The 19,277-nt window shown below is 64.4% G+C and carries 18 protein-coding genes and 1 pseudogene; 10 read left to right on the forward strand and 9 right to left on the reverse strand.

The annotated features are described in order from the left end of the window. The first annotated feature begins 59 nt into the window (after positions 1-59). The 5 genes from pbpC (at position 60) to ACZXDY_RS07575 (ending at position 6,037) form a co-directional block, all read left to right on the forward strand. Positions 60-2,174, forward strand: a complete 2,115-nt coding sequence (pbpC, locus tag ACZXDY_RS07555; protein WP_464345037.1) for a penicillin-binding protein 1C — start codon at positions 60-62, stop codon at positions 2,172-2,174. 74 nt (positions 2,175-2,248) lie between these two features. Beyond that, the gene (locus ACZXDY_RS07560) at positions 2,249-3,994 is read left to right on the forward strand and encodes an ArnT family glycosyltransferase (RefSeq protein WP_464345038.1); all 1,746 of its coding nucleotides are present in this window, start codon (positions 2,249-2,251) and stop codon (positions 3,992-3,994) included. Between the two features lie 3 nt (positions 3,995-3,997). After that, positions 3,998-4,855: a phosphatase PAP2 family protein gene (locus tag ACZXDY_RS07565; protein WP_464345039.1), complete on the forward strand. Its 858-nt coding sequence runs from the start codon at positions 3,998-4,000 to the stop codon at positions 4,853-4,855. An 82-nt stretch (positions 4,856-4,937) separates the two neighbouring features. Continuing rightward, complete coding sequence (locus ACZXDY_RS07570) at positions 4,938-5,699, forward strand: glycosyltransferase family 2 protein (protein WP_028166826.1); 762 nt, start codon at positions 4,938-4,940, stop codon at positions 5,697-5,699. Then, entirely contained in the window at positions 5,699-6,037 is a 339-nt protein-coding gene (locus ACZXDY_RS07575) for a lipid-A-disaccharide synthase N-terminal domain-containing protein (RefSeq protein ID WP_028166827.1), read from the forward strand. The genes ACZXDY_RS07570 and ACZXDY_RS07575 overlap by 1 nt, the downstream gene beginning before the upstream one ends. A gap of 24 nt (positions 6,038-6,061) precedes the next feature. On the opposite strand, the gene pdxR is transcribed toward ACZXDY_RS07575, so the two are convergent. Further along, positions 6,062-7,474: a MocR-like pyridoxine biosynthesis transcription factor PdxR gene (gene pdxR, locus ACZXDY_RS07580; RefSeq protein ID WP_464345040.1), complete on the reverse strand. Its 1,413-nt coding sequence runs from the start codon at positions 7,472-7,474 to the stop codon at positions 6,062-6,064. Positions 7,475-7,563: 89 nt separating this feature from the next. Here pdxR and ACZXDY_RS07585 point away from each other — a divergent pair, with 89 nt between their 5' ends. Together ACZXDY_RS07585 and ACZXDY_RS07590 are read left to right on the forward strand one after the other, a co-directional pair. Then, positions 7,564-7,980, forward strand: coding sequence for a cupin domain-containing protein (locus ACZXDY_RS07585; protein WP_028166829.1), 417 nt, complete (start codon positions 7,564-7,566; stop codon positions 7,978-7,980). Positions 7,981-8,005: 25 nt separating this feature from the next. Next, positions 8,006-8,479, forward strand: a complete 474-nt coding sequence (locus ACZXDY_RS07590; protein WP_464345041.1) for a carboxymuconolactone decarboxylase family protein — start codon at positions 8,006-8,008, stop codon at positions 8,477-8,479. Positions 8,480-8,518: 39 nt separating this feature from the next. On the opposite strand, the gene ACZXDY_RS07595 is transcribed toward ACZXDY_RS07590, so the two are convergent. Then, the gene (locus tag ACZXDY_RS07595) at positions 8,519-8,803 is read right to left on the reverse strand and encodes a hypothetical protein (RefSeq protein WP_464345042.1); all 285 of its coding nucleotides are present in this window, start codon (positions 8,801-8,803) and stop codon (positions 8,519-8,521) included. A gap of 400 nt (positions 8,804-9,203) precedes the next feature. Here ACZXDY_RS07595 and ACZXDY_RS07600 point away from each other — a divergent pair, with 400 nt between their 5' ends. Further along, complete coding sequence (locus ACZXDY_RS07600; protein ID WP_028166831.1) at positions 9,204-9,611, forward strand: hypothetical protein; 408 nt, start codon at positions 9,204-9,206, stop codon at positions 9,609-9,611. A gap of 75 nt (positions 9,612-9,686) precedes the next feature. Here ACZXDY_RS07600 and ACZXDY_RS07605 read toward each other — a convergent pair whose 3' ends face one another. Both ACZXDY_RS07605 and ACZXDY_RS07610 read right to left on the reverse strand, forming a co-directional pair. Beyond that, the gene (locus ACZXDY_RS07605) at positions 9,687-9,983 is read right to left on the reverse strand and encodes an EF-hand domain-containing protein (protein WP_464345043.1); all 297 of its coding nucleotides are present in this window, start codon (positions 9,981-9,983) and stop codon (positions 9,687-9,689) included. Between the two features lie 58 nt (positions 9,984-10,041). Continuing rightward, entirely contained in the window at positions 10,042-11,736 is a 1,695-nt protein-coding gene (locus tag ACZXDY_RS07610) for a Na/Pi cotransporter family protein (RefSeq protein ID WP_464345044.1), read from the reverse strand. Between the two features lie 280 nt (positions 11,737-12,016). On the opposite strand from ACZXDY_RS07610, the gene ACZXDY_RS07615 reads away from it, so the two are divergent. Then, entirely contained in the window at positions 12,017-12,262 is a 246-nt protein-coding gene (locus tag ACZXDY_RS07615; protein ID WP_028166833.1) for a PilZ domain-containing protein, read from the forward strand. 164 nt (positions 12,263-12,426) lie between these two features. Continuing rightward, positions 12,427-13,254 (forward strand): tetratricopeptide repeat protein, encoded by an 828-nt coding sequence (locus ACZXDY_RS07620; RefSeq protein WP_464345045.1) that lies wholly within the window; start codon positions 12,427-12,429, stop codon positions 13,252-13,254. A 13-nt stretch (positions 13,255-13,267) separates the two neighbouring features. On the opposite strand, the gene ACZXDY_RS07625 is transcribed toward ACZXDY_RS07620, so the two are convergent. The 5 genes and pseudogenes from ACZXDY_RS07625 to metC all read right to left on the reverse strand — a co-directional run bounded on the left by ACZXDY_RS07625 (position 13,268) and on the right by metC (position 18,967). Next, positions 13,268-14,557, reverse strand: coding sequence for an AAA family ATPase (locus ACZXDY_RS07625; protein ID WP_464345046.1), 1,290 nt, complete (start codon positions 14,555-14,557; stop codon positions 13,268-13,270). Further along, positions 14,554-15,288: a CpaD family pilus assembly protein gene (locus ACZXDY_RS07630; protein WP_464345047.1), complete on the reverse strand. Its 735-nt coding sequence runs from the start codon at positions 15,286-15,288 to the stop codon at positions 14,554-14,556. Before ACZXDY_RS07630 ends, ACZXDY_RS07625 begins: the two co-directional genes overlap by 4 nt. Positions 15,289-15,304: 16 nt before the next feature. Further along, the gene (locus tag ACZXDY_RS07635; RefSeq protein WP_208826332.1) at positions 15,305-16,756 is read right to left on the reverse strand and encodes a type II and III secretion system protein family protein; all 1,452 of its coding nucleotides are present in this window, start codon (positions 16,754-16,756) and stop codon (positions 15,305-15,307) included. Between the two features lie 14 nt (positions 16,757-16,770). Beyond that, positions 16,771-17,567: pseudogene (cpaB, locus tag ACZXDY_RS07640) on the reverse strand (Flp pilus assembly protein CpaB). A 206-nt stretch (positions 17,568-17,773) separates the two neighbouring features. Then, positions 17,774-18,967, reverse strand: coding sequence for a cystathionine beta-lyase (metC, locus tag ACZXDY_RS07645; protein WP_464345048.1), 1,194 nt, complete (start codon positions 18,965-18,967; stop codon positions 17,774-17,776). Positions 18,968-19,277: the final 310 nt, after the last annotated feature.

Below are 19,277 nucleotides of genomic sequence, written 5' to 3' on the forward strand. Positions count from 1 at the left end.
CTCCGTCATGCCCGGGCTTGACCCGGGCATCCACGCCTTCGCCCGCCGCGGAGAAGAACGTGGATGGCCGGGACAAGCCCGGCCATGACGCCGGTGGTGGCAGGCGGCTCGTCACACGCATCGCCGCGCTTGCTGCGGCTGTTCTTATTGTCACTGCAACTGCCTTCACCGTCTGGGCCATCTCCCTCGGCCCATTGCCGCTGGCAGACGCACGAAAGGTCTCCACCACCATCGTCGACCGCAATGGCAAACTGCTGCGTGCCTACGCGATGGCGGACGGTCGCTGGCGGTTGCCGGTCGATGCGAAGACATCCGTCGATCCGACTTATCTGAAGCTGTTGCTCGGCTACGAGGATCGCCGCTTTTATTCCCATCGCGGCGTCGATCCGCTGGCGCTGTCGCGCGCCGCGTTGCAACTCGTCACCTCCGGCCACATCGTCTCCGGCGGCTCGACCATCACGATGCAGCTCGCGCGGCTGATGGAGCCCCGGCGCGAGCGCTCGCTCTACGCAAAACTGCGCCAGATCGTGCGCGCCGTGGAGATTGAACGGCAACTCGACAAGGACGAGATCCTCAACCTCTATCTCGCGCTGGCGCCGTTCGGCGGCAATCTCGAAGGCGTGCGCGCGGCATCGATCGCCTATTTCGGCAAGGAGCCGAAGCGGCTGACATTGGCGGAAGCGGCGCTGTTGGTCGCGCTGCCGCAATCGCCGGAGCGGCGGCGGCTCGATCGCTATCCGGACGCCGCGCGCGAGGGGCGCGACCGCGTGCTCGATCGCATGGTGGAAGAGGGCGTGCTGCCCGTCGATGATGCGGCGCAGGCCAAGTCGGAAGCCGTGCCGAAATATCGCAAGCCGATGCCGATCCTGGCGCCGCATTCCGCCGACCAGGCGCTCGCGACGATGAAGGATGCGTCCGTCATCCGGCTGACGCTCGACGCCACGCTGCAGAAGAATCTCGAATCGCTCGCCCGCGATCGTGCCATCGCGCAAGGGCCGAACATCTCGGTCGCGATCATCGCGGTCGACAATGAAAGCGGCGACATCCTCGCCCGCGTCGGCTCGCCCGATTATTTCGATGAACGCCGGGCAGGGCAGGTCGACATGACGCGCGCGGTGCGCTCGCCCGGCTCGACGCTGAAGCCGTTCATCTATGGTCTCGCCTTCGAGGACGGCTTTGTGCACCCCGAGAGCTTGATCGATGACCGCCCGATCCGCTTCGGCTCCTACGCGCCGGAAAATTTCGACATGACCTTCCAGGGCACCGTGCCGGTGCGCAAGGCGCTGCAATTGTCGCTCAACGTGCCCGCGATCGCGCTGCTCGACCGCGTCGGCGCGAGCCGGTTGTCGTCGCGCCTGAAGCAGGCGGGCACCAGCCTGGTGCTGCCGAAGGACGAGGCGCCCGGGCTGGCGATGGGGTTAGGGGGCGTGGGCATCACCCTGCAGGATCTGGCGCAGCTCTATGCCGGCTTCCCCCGGCTCGGCACCACCAAGCCGCTTCGCGAAATCATGCTGGCACAGGACGAGCGCGAGCCGATGCGGCTGATGGACCAGGTTGCCGCGTGGCAGGTCGGCAATGTCCTGATCGGCACGCCGCCGCCGGAAAACGGCGTGCACAACCGGATCGCGTTCAAGACCGGCACCAGCTATGGCTACCGGGACGCCTGGTCGGTCGGCTTCGATGGTCGTATCACCATCGGCGTCTGGGTCGGCCGTCCCGACGGCGCGCCGGTGCCGGGGCTGATCGGGCGCAGCGCGGCGGCGCCGATCCTGTTCGACGCCTTTGCGCGGACCGGCAGGATTCCGGCGGCGCTGCCGAGGGCGCCGAAGGGAACGCTGGTCAGCGGCAACGCCAAGCTGCCGCTCCCGCTGCGCCGGTTCCGTCCCCTGGGGGAACTGGTCCGGGCGGGCAGCGATCAGGCACCGCATATCCAGTTCCCGGTGAACGGCTCGCGCATCGATGTTGATCGGGCGGCCGGCGGCGAGGTCACGCCAATGCCGGTCAAGGTCGCCGGCGGTGTCCTGCCGTTAACCATGCTGGTCAACGGGGTCGCAATTGGCGATCTCGATAGCCGCCGCCAGCGCCTGATCGATCCGCCGGGCCCCGGCTTTGCGCGATTGACCGTGATCGACGCCACCGGGGCCGCCGATACGGTGGTCATCCGGGTGCAGTGACCCGGAGCCCACACAGGGGACAAAACGGAACCTCTGCGGTTGTTTGGCCTACGGTTTCATCGTATGCGAAGCCCATGGTTGAGACCGTCAATGTCAGACGTTTCGGAGCAGGGCAACAGCCTGTAAAACCTGCGCATTCCAGCCGCAGGCTGGCGCTCGCATTCGAGTTTGCGACCGCCAATCATAAGCGCTCGGTCCTGTTCCTGGTGCTGTGCTGCCTGATCCTGTTCCTGCCCGGCTTCTTCGCCATCCCGCCGATCGACCGCGACGAGGCGCGTTTTGCACAGGCGACCAAGCAGATGGTCGAGAGCGGCGATTTCGTCGACATCCGCTTCCAGGATGACGTCCGCTACAAGAAGCCGGTCGGCATCTACTGGTTGCAGGCCGCAGTCGTTGAAACGGCGTCCGCCCTCGGCATGCCGCGGGCGCAGACACGGATCTGGCTCTACCGGGCGCCGTCGCTGATCGGCGCGATCGGCGCCGTGCTTCTGACCTACTGGACCGCGCTTGCCTTCGTCACCCGGCGCGGGGCGGCGCTGGCGGCCCTGATGATGGCAAGCTGTGTGCTGCTCGGGGCCGAGGCGCGTCTGGCGAAGACCGATGCAATGCTGCTGCTGTCAGTCACGGCCGCGATGGGGGCGCTGGCACGGGTATATCTGTCCTGGCAGCGCGGCGAGGATCCCGCGCATCCGCCGTGGGCGCCGCCTGCGATCTTCTGGACTGCGCTGGCCGGCGGCATCCTGCTCAAGGGGCCGCTGATCCTGATGTTCGTCGGGCTCGCCATCGCGGCCCTGGCGATCCTCGACCGCTCGCTGGAGTGGTTCTCCCGCATGCGCCCGGTCTGGGGCCTGATGTGGTGCCTGGTGCTGGTGCTGCCGTGGTTCGTCCTGATCTTCTTGCGCGCCGGCGAAACCTTCTTCGCCGACTCCGTCGGCGGCGACATGCTGAGCAAGCTCGGCGCGCAGGAATCCCACGGCGCGCCGCCCGGGCTCTATCTCGTCCTGTTCTGGATCACGTTCTGGCCGGGCGCGCCGCTGGCAGGTATGGCGGCACCGGCGGTGTGGCGGGCGCGCCGCGAGCCCGGCGCGCAGTTTCTGCTGGCCTGGCTGATCCCGTCCTGGATCGTGTTCGAGGCGGTGCTGACGAAATTGCCGCATTACGTGCTGCCGCTCTATCCCGCCATCGCGATCCTGACCGTCGGTGCGCTGGAACGGCGCGTGCTGTCGCGCTCCGTCTGGCTGATCCGCGGCTCGGCCTGGTGGTTCGCGATTCCCGCGATCGCCGCCGTGATTGCGGTGGCTGGCGCAATCAAGCTGACCCATCAGCCGGCGTTTCCGGCCTGGCCGCTCCTGGCGGGTGCGATGATCTTCGGCCTGGCCGCCTGGTGGATGTTCGAGGACAGCCGCGCCGAGCGCTCGTTCCTGAATGCGGTGATCGCGGCGATGCTGCTTGCGATTGCCATCTATGGCCTGGTGGTGCCGTCGTTGAAGCCGCTGTTTCCGAGCGCCGAGGTCGGGTACCTCCTGCGCTACGCCAATTGCCCAAGTCCGAAGCTGGCCTCGGCCGGCTATCACGAGCCGAGCCTGGTCTTTTCGACCGACACCTCGATCGTTCTGACCGACGGTTCGGGCGCTGCGGATTTCCTGGCGCAGGGCGCATGCCGGTTTGCGCTGGTGGAGGCGCGTTCCGAGCGCAATTTCGTGCAGCGGGCCGAGGCGATCGGTTTGCGCTACAGCGCGGCGATGCGCATCGATGGCTATAACATCTCGCAGGGCAGGCCGATCTCCATTGGCATCTACCGTTCCGAGGACGTGCAGTAGAAAATGTCGGCGCCGGTCGTTCGCCACGAATCCGCAAGCTATCCAGCGCGCTTGGCCACGCTGACGGGGCGGTCGCTTGCCCAGCTTGTGCGCGCGCCGTCGCATTCGCGTCGCGCCGAAGCCGGCCGGCGCGCGGCGCGGCAGGGGCTGGCGCTGATCGCGATCATCGGCGCCGCCATCATTGTGCTGATGCTTGCGTTCGATGTGCCTGAGATCAAGCTGATGCCGCCGCGCGGTACTGCAAGCCTGTGGTGGGTCCGCATTCTCACCGATTTCGGCAAGGATGCCTATGTGCTTTGGACCGTGGCCGGACTGTTGATCCTGGTTGGGATCATTGCGCCGGCGCTGCACGGCATTCGGCGATCCCTGTTGCTCGGAATGGGAACGCGGCTGCAGTTCCTGTTCTTCGCGGTGTTGTTCCCGGTCCTGGTCGGCGACCTCCTGAAATGGATCGTCGGGCGCGGCCGGCCGTTCGTCGGCGGCGAGCCCAACGCCTTCAACTTCTCGCATTTCGCCGGCAGCGAAGCCTATGCGAGCTTTCCCTCCGGGCATGCGACCACCGCCTTTGCGCTGGCCTTTGCGATCTCCGCACTGTTGCCACGGCTGCGGTTCGTGATGCTGATTTATGCGCTCGTGATCTGCGCCACTCGTCTGGTATTGCTGGCACATCACCCGAGCGACGTGGTCGGCGGCGCGCTGGTCGGCGTGATCGGCGCCATGGCGGTGCGCTACTGGTTTGCGGCCCGGCGGCTCGGCTTTGCGATCCAGCGCGACGGCACGATCTACCCCCTTGCCGGCCCGTCACTGGACCGCCTCAAAAGGGTTGCCAAAAGGGTTGCCGGCCGCGCTTCCGCCCCATAAAAGCGGGCGCCGTCCCGCCCTATCAGGCGGTTCCGGCCGCAAGGCCGTCCAGAGAGCAAAAAATCCAGCCAAGAGTGCCGAATTGCCTTCTTCCGACCAGACTGCGGTGGCCGTCTCCATCGTTGTGCCCGTGCGCAACGAGGCCGAGAACATCGCGCCGCTGATTGCGGAGATCGCTGCCGCGCTCGGCCGCCGCTGGGTCTACGAGATCATCTATGTCGATGACGGTTCGACCGATGCGACCGCATCGCGGATCGGCGCGGCCATGAAGGAGCGCTCCAACCTGCGCCAGCTCCGGCACGTCGTCTCTTCAGGGCAATCGGCGGCGGTGCGCAGCGGCGTCCGTGCCGCGCGGGGCGCGATCGTCGCGACGCTCGATGGCGACGGCCAGAACGATCCCTCGTTCCTGCCGGACCTGATTGCCGCAGTCGAGAGCGGGGGCGGCCGCATCGGGCTTGCTGCCGGCCAGAGGGTAGGGCGCAAGGATACCGGCTTCAAGAAATTGCAGTCGCGCATCGCCAACGCCGTGCGCGGCGCGATCCTGCGCGACGGCACCCGCGACACCGGCTGTGGATTGAAGGCATTTCCGCGCGAGGTGTTCCTGATGATGCCCTATTTCGATGGGCTGCATCGCTTCCTGCCGGCGCTGGTCCGCCGCGAGGGCTTTGAGATCGCCTATGTCGACGTGGTCGATCGTCCCCGCCATTCCGGCGTCTCGAACTACGGCTTCTTCGACCGGCTCTGGATTGGGATCATGGATCTCGCCGGCGTCTGGTGGCTGATCCGCCGCAAGAGGCCGACGCCCGTGGTCACGGAAGTGACCGAGGTGACCGAGGAGCAGTGATGCTGATTCAGTACGGTGAGGCGCTCGGCAACTACCTCTACGACGTCTTCGTCGCCAAGTTCGATTTCTGGCTTGCGTTCGGCCTGGTCGCGCAATTGCTGTTTACCGCGCGTTTCCTGGTGCAGTGGATTTCGAGCGAGCGCGCCGGACAGAGCGTGGTGCCGATGGCATTCTGGTTCTTCTCGATGGGCGGCGGATTGATGACGCTGATCTATGGCATCGCCAAGCGTGAGCCGGTCATCATTCTTGGCCAGGGACTGGCCACGATCATCTATGTCAGAAACATCATGCTGATCGTGAAGAGTCGCGGGAAGGGATCGAGGACGCTGGATCGCTGAGGGAACGCGGTAACCGCAAGACTCTCACTTGAAGCGCTCGATGATCCCGCAAAGACGATCGCAGGATCTCGCCAGATGCTTGTTTGGCACCGTCGCGATGCCCAGAAGAAGCCCCGATCGTCCGGAATCCGGCCGTGCGTACCAAGTTGACAAAGCGGATGGTGCCATTCCGAACGCGAGGGTTTCCCTGGCGATGGATGTGTCCGGCGCGCCGTCGGGTAATCGCAGCAGCACCGCCAATCCCGCCGTTGTGATGCTGGCAGCCTCGACGTGCGGCCGCAGGCACTCCAGCAAGGCGTCGCGCTGAGCAAAGTAGGCACGTTTGGTGCGCCGAAGATGGCGCAGGTAGTGGCCTTCGCGCATGAATTCGGCGGTCGCGAGCTGCACGGACGGCCCGGGCGGCGGCGCCAGGCACGCGGCGACCTCCGCGAAGCGCGACGAGAGCGAGGCGGGCGCGACGAGGAAGCCGAGCCGCAAGGTCGGACTGATGGTCTTGCTGAAGGAGCCGATGTGGATGACGCGCCCGGCGCGATCAAGTGAGGCGAGCGCCGGCGCGGCTCGCCCCCTGAGCTGCAGTTCGCTCAGATAGTCGTCTTCGATCACCCATACGCTTGCTTGAGCGGCCCAATCGAGCAGACGCAATCGGCGTTCCAGTGATAGAGTAACCCCGAGCGGCGCCTGCTGCCCCGGGGTGACGACAACCAGCTTGGCGTCCGGGGCGTGGCGCAGCCCATGGTCGACATCGATGCCGCTGTCGTCGACTGGTATTGGTACAAGCGATAATCTTGCGAGCTCCAGGCCGTGGCGGGTGAACGGGAAGCCGGGATCCTCTGTCCAGGCTTTCTGTCCCTCGAGGCCAAGGACGCGGAGCGCCAGTCCGAGTCCGCCGCTGTATCCCCCGGTTATGATGACCTGCCAGGCCGAACATTCGATACCACGGGCGATGGCAAGATAGGCGGCGATTTCCCGCCGCAGTTCAAGTTCACCGCGAGGGTCCGGGTAAATGGGTGCTGCGCGCGCCTCGGTGCGAATGGCATGGGCGCGGATTCGTGCGAACAGCGTGGCCGGAAATGTTTCCTTTGCAGGTACCCCCATCTGAAAGATGGCCGGCCCCTGGGTCATCTCCCGATACGTCTCCATGAACGAGCCCGGATCAGGCGGCTGCTCGGAGCGGGTGACTGCGCGAGGCCGATCCGCGACATGGGTGCCGGCGGCCCGCGAAGCGACGATGAGCTGCGCTGCGGACAGCTTCTCGTAAGCGGCGCGCACAGTGCCGCGGGCGACGCCAAGCTGCGCCGCAAGGTCCTGCCAGGACGGCAGGCGCGCGCCGGGTGCGAGCACGCCGCTCTCGATCGCCGCGCCGATACCCTTTCGGATCTGCTCAGCCAGCGGCGTCTTCGCAGAGCGGTCGAGTTCCAATTTGAGCGGCTTGGTCACGTGGCTCGTAGTACACGATTTTCGTGCGTTCTTGGTGCTTTTTTCCGACCTAAGGGGAGGACATTTAATGGAGCGAAAGGAGAAGAGCCATGAAGATACGAACTGTCATCGCCGCAGCATCCGCTGCCATTGCCATTGCATCTGCTTCGCCCATTTCCGCCCAAGATGTCGGCGGCAAGGTCACGACGAACTTCGAGCAGACGATACCCAACGTTCCCGGCAAGTCTCTGATCGCGGTGGTCGTCGACTATCCGCCGGGTGGAGCCTCGGCTCCGCATACCCACGCAAAATCGTCATTCATCTACGCCTATGTCATTTCCGGAAGCATCGAGTCGAAGGTGAACGACGGAGCAACGCGGGTCTACAAGGCGGGCGAGAGTTGGTCCGAACCACCCGGCGCCAGCCATTCGATCAGCCGCAATGCGAGCAGGACCGAGCCGGCAAAGCTGCTCGCTGTCTTCGTCGTCGATACCGACGACAAGGCACTGACCACACCAGTCAAATAGAGCCTGAAGATCAAGGAGAATAACGATGACCAAGCGTCTCGATTACAGCCAAATCGCGCCGAACGGGGTAAAAGCCCTTGGCGGCGTCTACGGCTATATCATGCAGAGCGGTCTTCCCGCCGAGCTGGTTGATCTGGTTTACCTACGGGTTTCGCAGATCAACAACTGTGCCTATTGCCTCGACATGCACACCCGCGACCTCATCAAGAAGGGTGTGAAGGTCGAGAAGCTTGCGCTGGTGCAGGCCTGGGCGGAGGCTGGCCATCTCTTCAGCGAGCGTGAGCGTGCCGCGCTTGCCTGGGCCGAAACGGTGACACGTGTGTCAGAGACCGGCATACCGGATCAAGCATTCAAGGCCGCGCGCACAGTCCTCGAGGAAAAGGAACTGGTCGATCTCACGATCGCGATCGGCTTGATGAATGTCTACAACCGGTTGGCCATCGGCTTCCGGAACACGCCACAGGCAGTACTCGAAAATAACAGGGCTCTCGTTCAGTAATCGACGCCCGGTCGTCGACACCGGGCATCCAAGTTCGTGCTATTTGATTTCCCACGACGTGTTGTGCGGGATGTCCATCGCAAAATAGTCACCCGGGCCTGCCAGCGCAGGCATATTGATGCAAGCAAATGGTTCGCTCCCGGTGATCCCCTTATACTTCCCGGTACCGCCGGTGATGATATGAATGCCGCAATCCATCTTCGCCTGGGACTTGTCGAGATCGCGCGTATCGAAGGTCGAGAAAATCTTGTCGCCCTCGCTGTCGGCCAGCACGCAGGCACCGTCAATATACTTCTTGTCGCCGGATGAGACATTAAGCGCCAAAGCGCCGCACGTATCGTCAGTTGTCCTGACGTTATTGCGCCATGCGGAATCTTACGCGCTGGTCGATCTCTCGTCGGATGAAATTACGTCGGATATGATTGACGCACTTCTGCGTGGCTCGTAGCGTTTGCGGCCTCACGGTGCACGCCTCCGAACGTATGGCAATCGTGTCTTCGGGCGACGCAACCTGTTTCCCAGGTGCGTCAGGTCACGTAGAATGTAGTTGCCCTTCAGGCGGGACGTGCCGAAATCACCGTCCGGGGCGAACGAGCAGCACTGGCGCCATCGGCAGGCACGCGCTCTTAAGAGGCCGTTCTTTTTTCGGTTCGCACCACCATTCACCACGAACTTTGCGCGCCGCTTTTGCAGCGGCTCGTTGCGCAACGTCGGGAGAAAAGCGATGAGCAAGATCGATCGAAGGTCCGCGCTGGGAATCGGCTTGGCAGCGGCTTCGGCGGCTATGATGAAGCCAGCCGCCGCTCAAACCTCGGGCTACAAGGACACCACGCCGTGGCCAGGTGTCGTGGTCCGTGCCTACGACGGTGAGACACCATCCATCATTCCCGGCTTTAAGACCGTCTCAATGCGCGATGTCATTATGCAGCCGGGATCGAAGACGATGGGTCCCCCGATGATGAATGCCATGATCTGTCATATCCCGGAGGGGGAGCTTCGGATTGAACAGGAAGGAAAGACCTTTACGGCCAAGAAAAACTTTGTCTGGACCTGCAACAAGGACACAAAAGAGCAGGCGTACAACGATGGGAATGTGGTCGCGATAATGCGGATCACGGACCTGAAGGCTTAAGGCTCGCTTGTTCGCAAAAGATCAATTGCAGGAGCGGATGGCGCACGAGACGAGGCGCCACCCGCTCGGAGCCGATCACCTCGTCCCGTGTATGAACGCTTGCATCTGCTCCAGGGTAAGCTTGCCATCTCTATTGCTGTCCATCGCCTTGAAAATCGGTTCGTGAGCTGTCTGAAACTCCTGCAGTGAGATGGTCCCATCGCTGTCGGCGTCCATCAGAGCGAACATCATACGCATCATAAAGGGTGGACCCATCGCGCTACCACCCATCATGCCGCCCCCCATCATATGTCCTCCCATCATGCCGTGCCCCATCATACCGCCTTGTCCCATCGTGCTCGCGCCGTCCTGGCCGGTGGGATGGGATTGCATTTGTTGCTGATCTGGCTGAGGCGTCATTCGGCGGGGTAGGGCCTGACGCAGCGATCAACTACCGCGGCGTCGGCTGTGCCACGGTCGCCGGCAGCGCACCGACATCACTTTCGGTGCTGCGATCGGCGGCGAGTTCGCCGGCGGAGACGAGCGCGGTATAGGCGACCGAGCAGATGTGCGAATGGATACGGCGGAGGTCGCGCAGCACGTCGAGGTGCAGGGACGTGGTCTCGATGGTTTCTGGGCGACCTTCGCGCAGGCGTTCGAGATGCCGCTCGGTGGCGGCGAACTCAGCGTTGCGCAGCGCGGCTTTTTCTGCAACCAGCTTGCGCGCCTCATTGACGTCGCCCGACATGAACACGCCGAACGCGATCCGGAGCGAGTCCAGTGTGCGCTTGTGGAACGCCTGCAATTCCTCGGTGCCCTCGGGCGAGAACTGCAGCCGGCGCTTGATCTTCTTGGTGGCGAGCTCGCTCAGGTTCTTGTCGATGATGTCGCCGATATGTTCGAGGTTGATCGCAAACGAGATGATCTCCATCGCGCGCTGGCCTTCGCGCTCGTCGAGACTGCCGCGGGTGAGCTTCGTGACATAGAGCTTGATCGCCTCGTCGAGGCTGTCGACGCTGTTGTCCATCCGCGATACCTGCTCGACCAGCACCCGGTCGCCTGTCATCATCGCCGCCATCACCTTGCGCAGCATCTCTTCGACGATATCGCCCATGCGCAGTGCTTCGCGCGCGGCGTCGGCGAGCGCAAGCGACGGCGTTTCCAGCGCGCTCTCGTCGAGATGGCGCGGCCGGGCCGGATCGGTATCCCGGATGCGGCGAGGCAGCAGCATTCTGAGCAGCCGTGCCAGACTGTCGAGCACGCCAATGAAGAGAACCGCTGTCGCGACGTTGAAAGCGATGTGGAACAGCGCGGTTGCCTTGGCGAGATCGGGCTGGAAAGCGTACAGATGCGCGGCGACCGGACCGAGGAACGGGGCGACCACGAGGATGCCGATGACGCGATTGATGAGATTGCCGAGCGGCAACCGGTAACTCGCCGGATCGTCGCGTCGCGCGCCTTCGAACAGCGGATTGATCGCGCTGCCGAGGTTGGCGCCGAGCACCAGCGCGAACGCCGCATAGGGTGTGATGAACTGCGAATAGGCGAGCGACATCACCAGGAGCACGCTGGCGACGCTGGAATGCACAAGCCAGGTGACGACGGCGCCGATGAAGATGCAGAGCACGGGATCGCCGGTGATCGCATTCATGACGACGCGCACGCCGGGCGCATTCTCCGCCGGCGCCAGCGTGTCGAGGAGAATGTGCAGCGCCAGCAGCATCAGTCCGAGCCCGATCGAGACGCGGCCGATATCCTTGATACGCGAGCGCGGCCCGCTGCGGAACGCGACGAGCCCGATGATGAAGAGGAGCGGGGCGATCGCGGCGATGTTGAACGACAGGATCTGCACGATCAGCGTGGTGCCGACATTGGCACCCAGCATGATTGCCAGCGCCGGAACCAGGCTCACGAGCCCTTCAGATGCAAACGAACTTGTGATCAGGGCGGTGGCGGTCGAGCTCTGAAGCAGGGCGGTGAGGCCGAGGCCCGCGGCGAAAGCGGTGAATCGGTTGTTCAGCGCTTTTGCCAGCAGGATGCGCAGATCCGGCCCGAATGCGCGCAGAATCCCGCTGTGGACCATGTGCAGGCCCCACAGCAGCAGTGCCACGCCACCCATCAGATCGAGGAGAACCATGCTTCCCATGCTCGTCAGTTTCCTGGAAGTCCGGACAAAGGGTCAGGCTATCGCCAAACGACGGCGGATCAACCCATTTGTTCCCAAGGAATGGATGCGGGAGTTCATCTGTGCCAGTGCCCCGTTTGCCCGAGATTACGTCATTTCGAGGAAAAGGCCCGCAGAGCCGGTAAATGGAATCTGAAGCCCACAGTTCAACTGCGAGCAGTCCCGCTAGCCGGATTCCAACGATTTCTCGCTACAGCAGAAGAACAAACGGGCTAATCAATGAGCAGGGGCCGGGGTCGACATGTTCGTCAATCGACGTAAGAGCGAGCGTCGTCTGTGCAGGAGTCTCGCCAAGATCCAGTTCGGCACCGGCACCCTGCCGCGGGACTGCATGATCACTGATATCTCCGATGGCGGCGTCAAGGTGATCGCCGAATATGCGGAAATTCCCTCTGAGTTCACCATCATCCTGTCGAACGGCAGCCCGCGCCAATGCCGTCTCGCCTGGCGGATCGGCTGCGAGTTCGGCGCACAGTTCGTCGATTAGACTGCAAGTTGTGCCGCTGTCGATGATGCATGTCGTCGGTAGCAACAAAGGCGCGAAGGTGGTTCGATATCGGGTCGAACATCCTGTGTAGCGCGCCTCCTTAACCCGGATTTAGGGTTAAGCTGCGAAGCATTCTGGGCAATCGCCGACCGTGGTCAGGGTACATGTCCCAGAAGTTGCTTCACCGATTTTCCGCCGCAAGGCTCCTCGTCGGCGCGGCAGCATCGGCGGCCCTGGTGCTAGCGCTTAGCGGCTGCCAGACCTCCCTCCCTTCCGACATCACCGGATCCCTCGGCGACACGGCCGAGGACAGCCGGCCAAGCGCCGACCCGCGGCGGGACCTTCAGACCTATCACGAGCGCTTCAAGGCCAATCCGAAGGACGCTGCCGCAGCCTTGCAATACGCCAAGGCCCTGCGCGCCACCGGGCAGCGCGCGCAGGCGGTCGCGATCCTCGAGCAGGCCTCGATGAGCCAGCCGAACAACAAGGCGCTGCTCGCCGGCTATGGGCGCGCGCTCGCCGACAACGGCAATTTCCAGCAGGCCTTCGACGTGCTCGGCCGCGCCCACAGCCCGGATGATCCGGATTGGCGGATCCTGTCCGCCCAGGGAGCCGCGCTCGATCAGCTCGACCGCCACGACGAGGCGCGGCAATACTATGCGAGCGCGCTCAAGATCGCACCCGACGAGCCGTCGGTGCTGTCCAATCTCGGGCTGTCCTACGTGCTGTCGAAGGAATTGCCGCTGGCCGAGGAGACGCTGCGCAAAGCCCGCAGCCGCGCGCCGAACGATCAGCGGATCAAGGCCAATTTGGCGCTCGCAGTCGGCCTGCAGGGCCGCGCCGGCGAGGCGGAGAGCATCGTGAAGGCGGATGTGCCGCCGGAGGAAGCCGTCGCCAATGTCGCCGCATTGAAGCGTGTGCTGGCCCGCAAGGAAGGACCGCGGGGAGGTACCGAGAAGATCCCAGTGGCGGCGGTCGGCAGCTCCGATTGACGCGCGGTGCCTACTAGGCTGAGGCGCCTTTCGATCGGGCGCCGACCGCGCGCAATTTCTTCATGATCGGTGACAACAGCGAATTGCGCTGGGCCCTTGTGTCGGCGCGCCCGGTCATCCGCTGCGCGATCTGCAGGAACGTCTTGGTGATGCGATGATTGGAGGCGATCTCCGCGATCATCTGGCCGTTATTGGCGGCGGTGCCGAACAGTTTCGAATCGAAAGGAATGGTGGCGATCGGCTGGCTGTCGATGGTTTTGGCGAAAGCGCGCACCTCGATCTCCGGCCGCTTGGTCATGCCGACCTGGTTGAGGCAGTAGAGCGGAGGACGGTCGTTGGGCCGCGCCGCCTTCAGCGTGTTCATCATATTCTTGGTGTTGCGCATGTTGGCGAGATCGGGCTCGGCGACGATCAGGATGTCGTCGGCGCCGATCAGGGCGCGGCGGGCCCAGGCGGTCCATTGGTGGGGCACGTCGAGCACGATGCAGGGCGTCGTCATGCGCAAGGTGTCGAAGATGGCATCGAACGCGTCGGCGCCGAAGTCATACACTTGATCCAGCGTCACCGGCGCCGCCAGCAGGCTGAGATGGTCGGTGCATTTGGCAAGCAGGCGCTCCATCAGCGCGCTGTCCGGGCGCTCCGGCTGGAACACCGCATTGGCGATGCCCTGGACCGGGTCCTGGTTGTAATCGAGGCTGGCCGTGCCGAATGCGAGGTCGAGATCGATCACGACCGAATCAAGCCCGACGTCGCGCGCGATCGCCCAGGCGATGTTGTGCGCGACCGTGGACGCACCGACGCCGCCCTTGGCGCCGCAGACCGCGATCATCCTGCCGACAGTGATTGCCTCGGACGCCGAGAACAGGCCGCAGATCGAGCGCACCACGTCGAGCACCTCGACCGGGCCGACCACATAGTCGTTGACGCCGCGGCGCACCAGTTCGCGATAGGGCGCCTTGTCGTCGGCCCTGCCGATCACGACGACGCGGGTGCCGGCGTCACAGACGGCTGCGAGCTCGTCGAGGCCGGCGAGGAAGTCGCTGCCGCTCTCGGTCTCGAGCACGATGACGTTCGGGGTCGGTGCCGTATGATAGGCGTCGATCGCCGCGGCGATGCCGCCCATATGCACCGAGAGATGCGCCTTGGCGAGACGGCGGTCCTCGCTCGCGGCCTTCACGGTTGTCGCGGTTGCCACCGTCCCGCAGAACGCCTGCACCGACACGCGCGGGACAGGAGCGATATAGTCGTCGGCATGCGGCGCGGCGTCGGTCTCGTTATCCGGATGTTGTGCGCGGCTGATCATTTGCCTGTGTCGCTGAGTTTGGCCTTGTCGGCTTCGGGGTAGGTCGTGGTGGTCGAAACACCCTTGCGGTACCTCTCGAACGCCACGTCACGCCGCGGCGAGTAGGCTGGCGTCTCGGCGCGGGGCTGCTCGAGGTCGGCGGGATTGTCGATCATCGCCGCCAGGTTGCGCTGGCTCGCGCAACCCAGATTGTAGTACGGCCTGTTCTGGTTGTAGCCGAAATCGTCGATCGAGGGGCCGAGATCCTCTGGCCACAACCCGCAAGGACCCGCGACGGCGGCGATCTTCGGATAGCTCAGACGGATCGTCGCCAAGGTGCGCGGATCGTCGGGATGATAGTTGCGCAGCGTGATGGCGCGCGCGGGCACGCCGCCGGCCGTGAGCAGCGAGCGGATTTCCTGGTAGGTCGCGCCGGCCGCCCGCGCGTTCTGCGTATCGACCGGCACCTCGGCGATGATCGCGCCGGTGCCTTCGCGGGTCCAGGTTCGCGCCAGTCCCATCACATCGGCGCGCTGCGGGGCGGTCAGACCGGGCCGGCCGTGCCCGACAAAGACGACCATCGAGCGATCGGCCTCGGTCACGGCAATCGGATGCCGCAGACGGTAGTCGTTGGGAACGCTCGCGGTCGTGAGCTCGTCGCCGCCGCTGCGGCAGGCGGCAAGCGCAACCGACACACCGACAAGGGCGCCCAGCCGGTACAAGGTGCGATGGTGATCTGCTCTGCCCGTCATCGTTGCGCCCCCAAGCTCAGTCAATGATGAAGCCGAAATTGGCGGGATAGGCTCCGACCGGCTCGGCGCGGGCCGCCACGCCGTAGATGCGGTTGATGCGGGCGAGCAGCGTCGATTGCGAGTCGGCGGCAGGCGCGAACCCGTCATCGGGCCGCGACAATTCCTTCTGGGCCACCGCACGCACGACATAGGGCGTGACCAGCACCATCAGCTCGGTCTCGTTGTTGACGAAGTCCTGGCTCCTGAACAGCGCGCCGAGGATCGGCAACTGGTCGACGCCGGGCATGCCGTTGATGGCCTGCTTGGTCTTCTGCTGGATCAGGCCGGCCATCGCCATCGAGCCGCCGGAGGGGATCTCCAGCGTGGTCTCTGCGCGGCGGGTGGTGATCGAAGGAATGGTCAGCGACGCGCCGCCCTGGTTCAGCGTGATGGCGTTGTCGGTGGAGAGCTCGGACACTTCCGTCATGACGCGCAGGCTGATCCGTCCCTCGGTCAGCACCACCGGGGTGAAGTTGAGGGAGATGCCGAACTTCTTGAACTGGATTTGGGTCGTGCAGACATGCGTGACCGGATCGCAGGAATAGCCGGCGGGGATCGGAAATTCGCCGCCGGCGATGAAGGTCGCCGATTCCCCGGAGATCGCGGTCAGGTTGGGCTCGGCCAGCGTCCGCGCCACACCCGCGCTTTCCATCGCACGCAAGGTGGCGGTGACGGTCGGGAGGCCCTTGGCGACCGCCGAGACGGCGGCGCCATTGTCCGCCACCAGCGGGCGGCCAAAGGCCGTGAACGGGGTGGAGTTGTTGAAGTTCACGATCGCCGTGCCGTAGTTCATGTTGGCCGAAAGATCGACGCCCATCTGCTTGACGATGTCGCGCCGCACTTCGGAAACATTGACCTTCAGCATCACCTGGTCGCGGCCGCGCACCGTGATGGAGTTGACGACCTTGTCGGCGCCGCCGACCAGCCGCGCCGCGAGGTCGCCGGCCTGCTGCGCCTCGATCGGAGACGACACCGAGCCGGTCAGGATCACGCCGTCGCCGACCCCTTCGATCTGGATGCCCGGCAGCGTCTGCTTCAGCGCGGCGCGCACGCCGTTGAGATCGCGCTTCACCGCGATGTCATAGGCGGCGACCTGCTGGCCGTCGGCATCGAAGAACACGACGTTGGTCTGCCCGACCGCCGCGCCGATGATGTAGGCACGCTGCGCGGAGCGAACGACTGCGTTAGCGATCTTGGGATCGGCAACCAGCACGTCCTTCACGTCGCGCGGCAGGTCAATGATCACGGATTTGCCGACGCCGAGCGCCAGGAATCGGGTCTTGGCCGGCGAACTCGCAACCGGTTGCGCGCCTTCGGTCTCGGGATCGGCGGCAATGACCGGCGAGAGAGTCAGTGCGGCCGCGGCCGAAAGCAAGAGGATGCGGACCAGCGAAGACCGCACCGCAAATCTGGTTCGACCGCATTTCATGGCAGGCGTCCTTCTCACTTCTGTGTCGTTGTCGAGCTCGGAACGCCGTAGCGAACCACGTTGATGCTCTGGCCCCGCTTCGGGGGCTGATCTTGTGAGGCGTCGTCGGCCACGTTGACGTCGGCGATGCTGCGTAGCGCGAGCGACAGGACGCCGGATTGGCGCGACCGCGCCAGCGTCTCGGTCTGCTCGGGCTTCAATTCAAGCGTGACGGTCTTGCCGAGCAGGGAATTGGCACCGTCTTTTTCTTTCGGCGCCTGGTCGATGGCGAGCACGCGGATATTGCTCAGGATGATCTCCGAACGGACGAGATCCGCGCTGTGCTGGTCCGGGTTCTTCTCGCGCCCGGAGAGGATGACGTCGACGCGGTCGTTTGGCAGGATGAAGCCGCCGGCAGCAGTCTCTGCCGAGATTTCCGTCGAGACGGCGCGGCTGCCTGAGGGCAGGATTGCCGCCATGAAGCCCGATCCGTCCGCCTTGACGAGCTTCTGCTCCCGGATCGGCTCGCCGGCGATGAGCGGCGCGCGCGCGATCGAGCCGATCACGTCCTTGATGGCATCTGGCCTGTTGTTACGGCGGATGAAATTGTTGCTTGCGGTCGCAGCCGGCCAGGCCTGCCATTGCAGGTTCTCCTGCTTGACCGACTGCCCGAGGCCGATGTCGGACTGCGCGACCAGAACTTCGACGGTCGCAGTTGCTGCGCGACCGGCGCGGCCGGACCAGGCTTGGTCTCGAACTGGGGAACCAAATAGACCACGCCACCGCCAGCACCAAGCGCGATGGTCAGTACGACGATCTGTGCGGTCTTCATACGCTTGACTGCTTACGCTTACCCCAGACTGCCAACGCAGCACGGCGATGGCAGCCCAACCCGGGAGCATGACTAAGGCAGCAAAGGTGTAAGGGAACTTGATGAGCGGGATGATTTGCCTGACGAGGATTTGGAGTTCTTCGTCATGGTGAACGCGCGGTTATTTGGCCGCGCCGAAAGCCCGCAAAATTCCGGTACTTGCGCGCTTACATCGCCGCCTTGAGCGCCGCAAAGCCACGATCGAGATCGGCCTTGAGGTCGTCGATGCTCTCGAGGCCGATATGGAGCCGCAGCGTCGGGCCGCCCGGCGCCCATTTGGTCGCCGTGCGATAGTCGCTGCAGTCGAAGGGGATGACCAGGCTTTCGAACCCGCCCCAGGAATAGCCCATGCCGAACAGCTTGACGGTGTCGAGCAGGGCGTCGACTGCTTTCTGTGGAGCCGGCTTCAGCACGATGCTGAACAGCCCGCAAGCGCCGGTGAAATCGCGCTTCCAGATCGCGTGGCCGGGATCGGTTTCGATCGCAGGGTGCAGCACCCGCGCCACTTCCGGACGTGCCTGCAGCCAGCGCGCCATCTCCAGCCCCGAACGATAATGCTGCGCGAGCCGGACCGAGAGCGTGCGGAGGCCGCGCAGCGCCAGATAGACATCATCGGGCCCGGCGCAGACGCCGAGCAGGCGGATGCCCTCGGCGAGCAGCGGCCACGCCCGGGCATTCGCCGAAATGGTGCCGAACATGATGTCGGAGTGCCCGCCGATATATTTCGTCGCGGCCTGGATGCTGATGTCGACGCCTTGCTCCAGCGAGCGGTGATAGAGCGGCGTTGCCCAGGTGTTGTCGTCGATCACGAGCGCGCCCCGCGCATGCGTGACGGCAGCGATGGAAGGAATGTCAGGCATCTCGAAGGATTGCGAGCCGGGCGCTTCGACCAGCACCGCGCGGGTGTTCGGCTTGAACAGCGCTTCGATGCCGGCACCGATCAGCGGATCGAAATAGGTGGTCTCCACCCCGTAGCGCGCCAGCATGCCGTTGCAGAAATTACGCGAGGGGCGATAGACGTGGTCGCAGACCAGGAGATGGTCGCCAGCCTTGAGCACCGACAATAGTGCCGTGCTGATCGCCGCGAGGCCAGACGGCGCCAGTCCGACGCCGGCGCATTGCGGCCCCTCCAGCCCCATCAGCACGTCCTGCAGCGCCCGCGTCGTCGGCGTGCCGTGGCGGCCATACTGATACTCACCGCGATGGGCATGGAGGTCGTCCGCGGTCGGATAGAGCACGGTGGAACCGTGGACAACCGGCGGATTGACGAAGCCCTTCTGGGCCTCGGTGTCCCGGCCCGCGGTCACCAGGCGGGTTTCGGGCTGTTGTGGGGGGACCGGTCCGTCGTTGGAAAAGCTCATGCGCTCGCCGTTAAAGACTTTTTGCCGCAGCAGCCATGACGCGTCGGAAGAAGCGGGCCCCGGCCGGGTTTTTAATAACAGGACAGGGAAGAGCTACGTCAACCCCTTGACCCGGCTCGCCAGTCACTATGTGATGCCCCCAACTTCTAGTCGCCGCACGTTGAGGGGCCTGCCGCGACCTTCGATCCAACGCTTGGCTGATTGGCACGCAAGATGCAGGCCAGATCGGCGATTCGCTGGGGATCATCGGTCGGTCCGTTAACGTTTGAGGCGACCGCACGCAAACCTTCCCGGACGACCCCTTGAAAGG

The sequence above is a fragment of the Bradyrhizobium sp. LeoB3 genome (assembly GCF_055456055.1).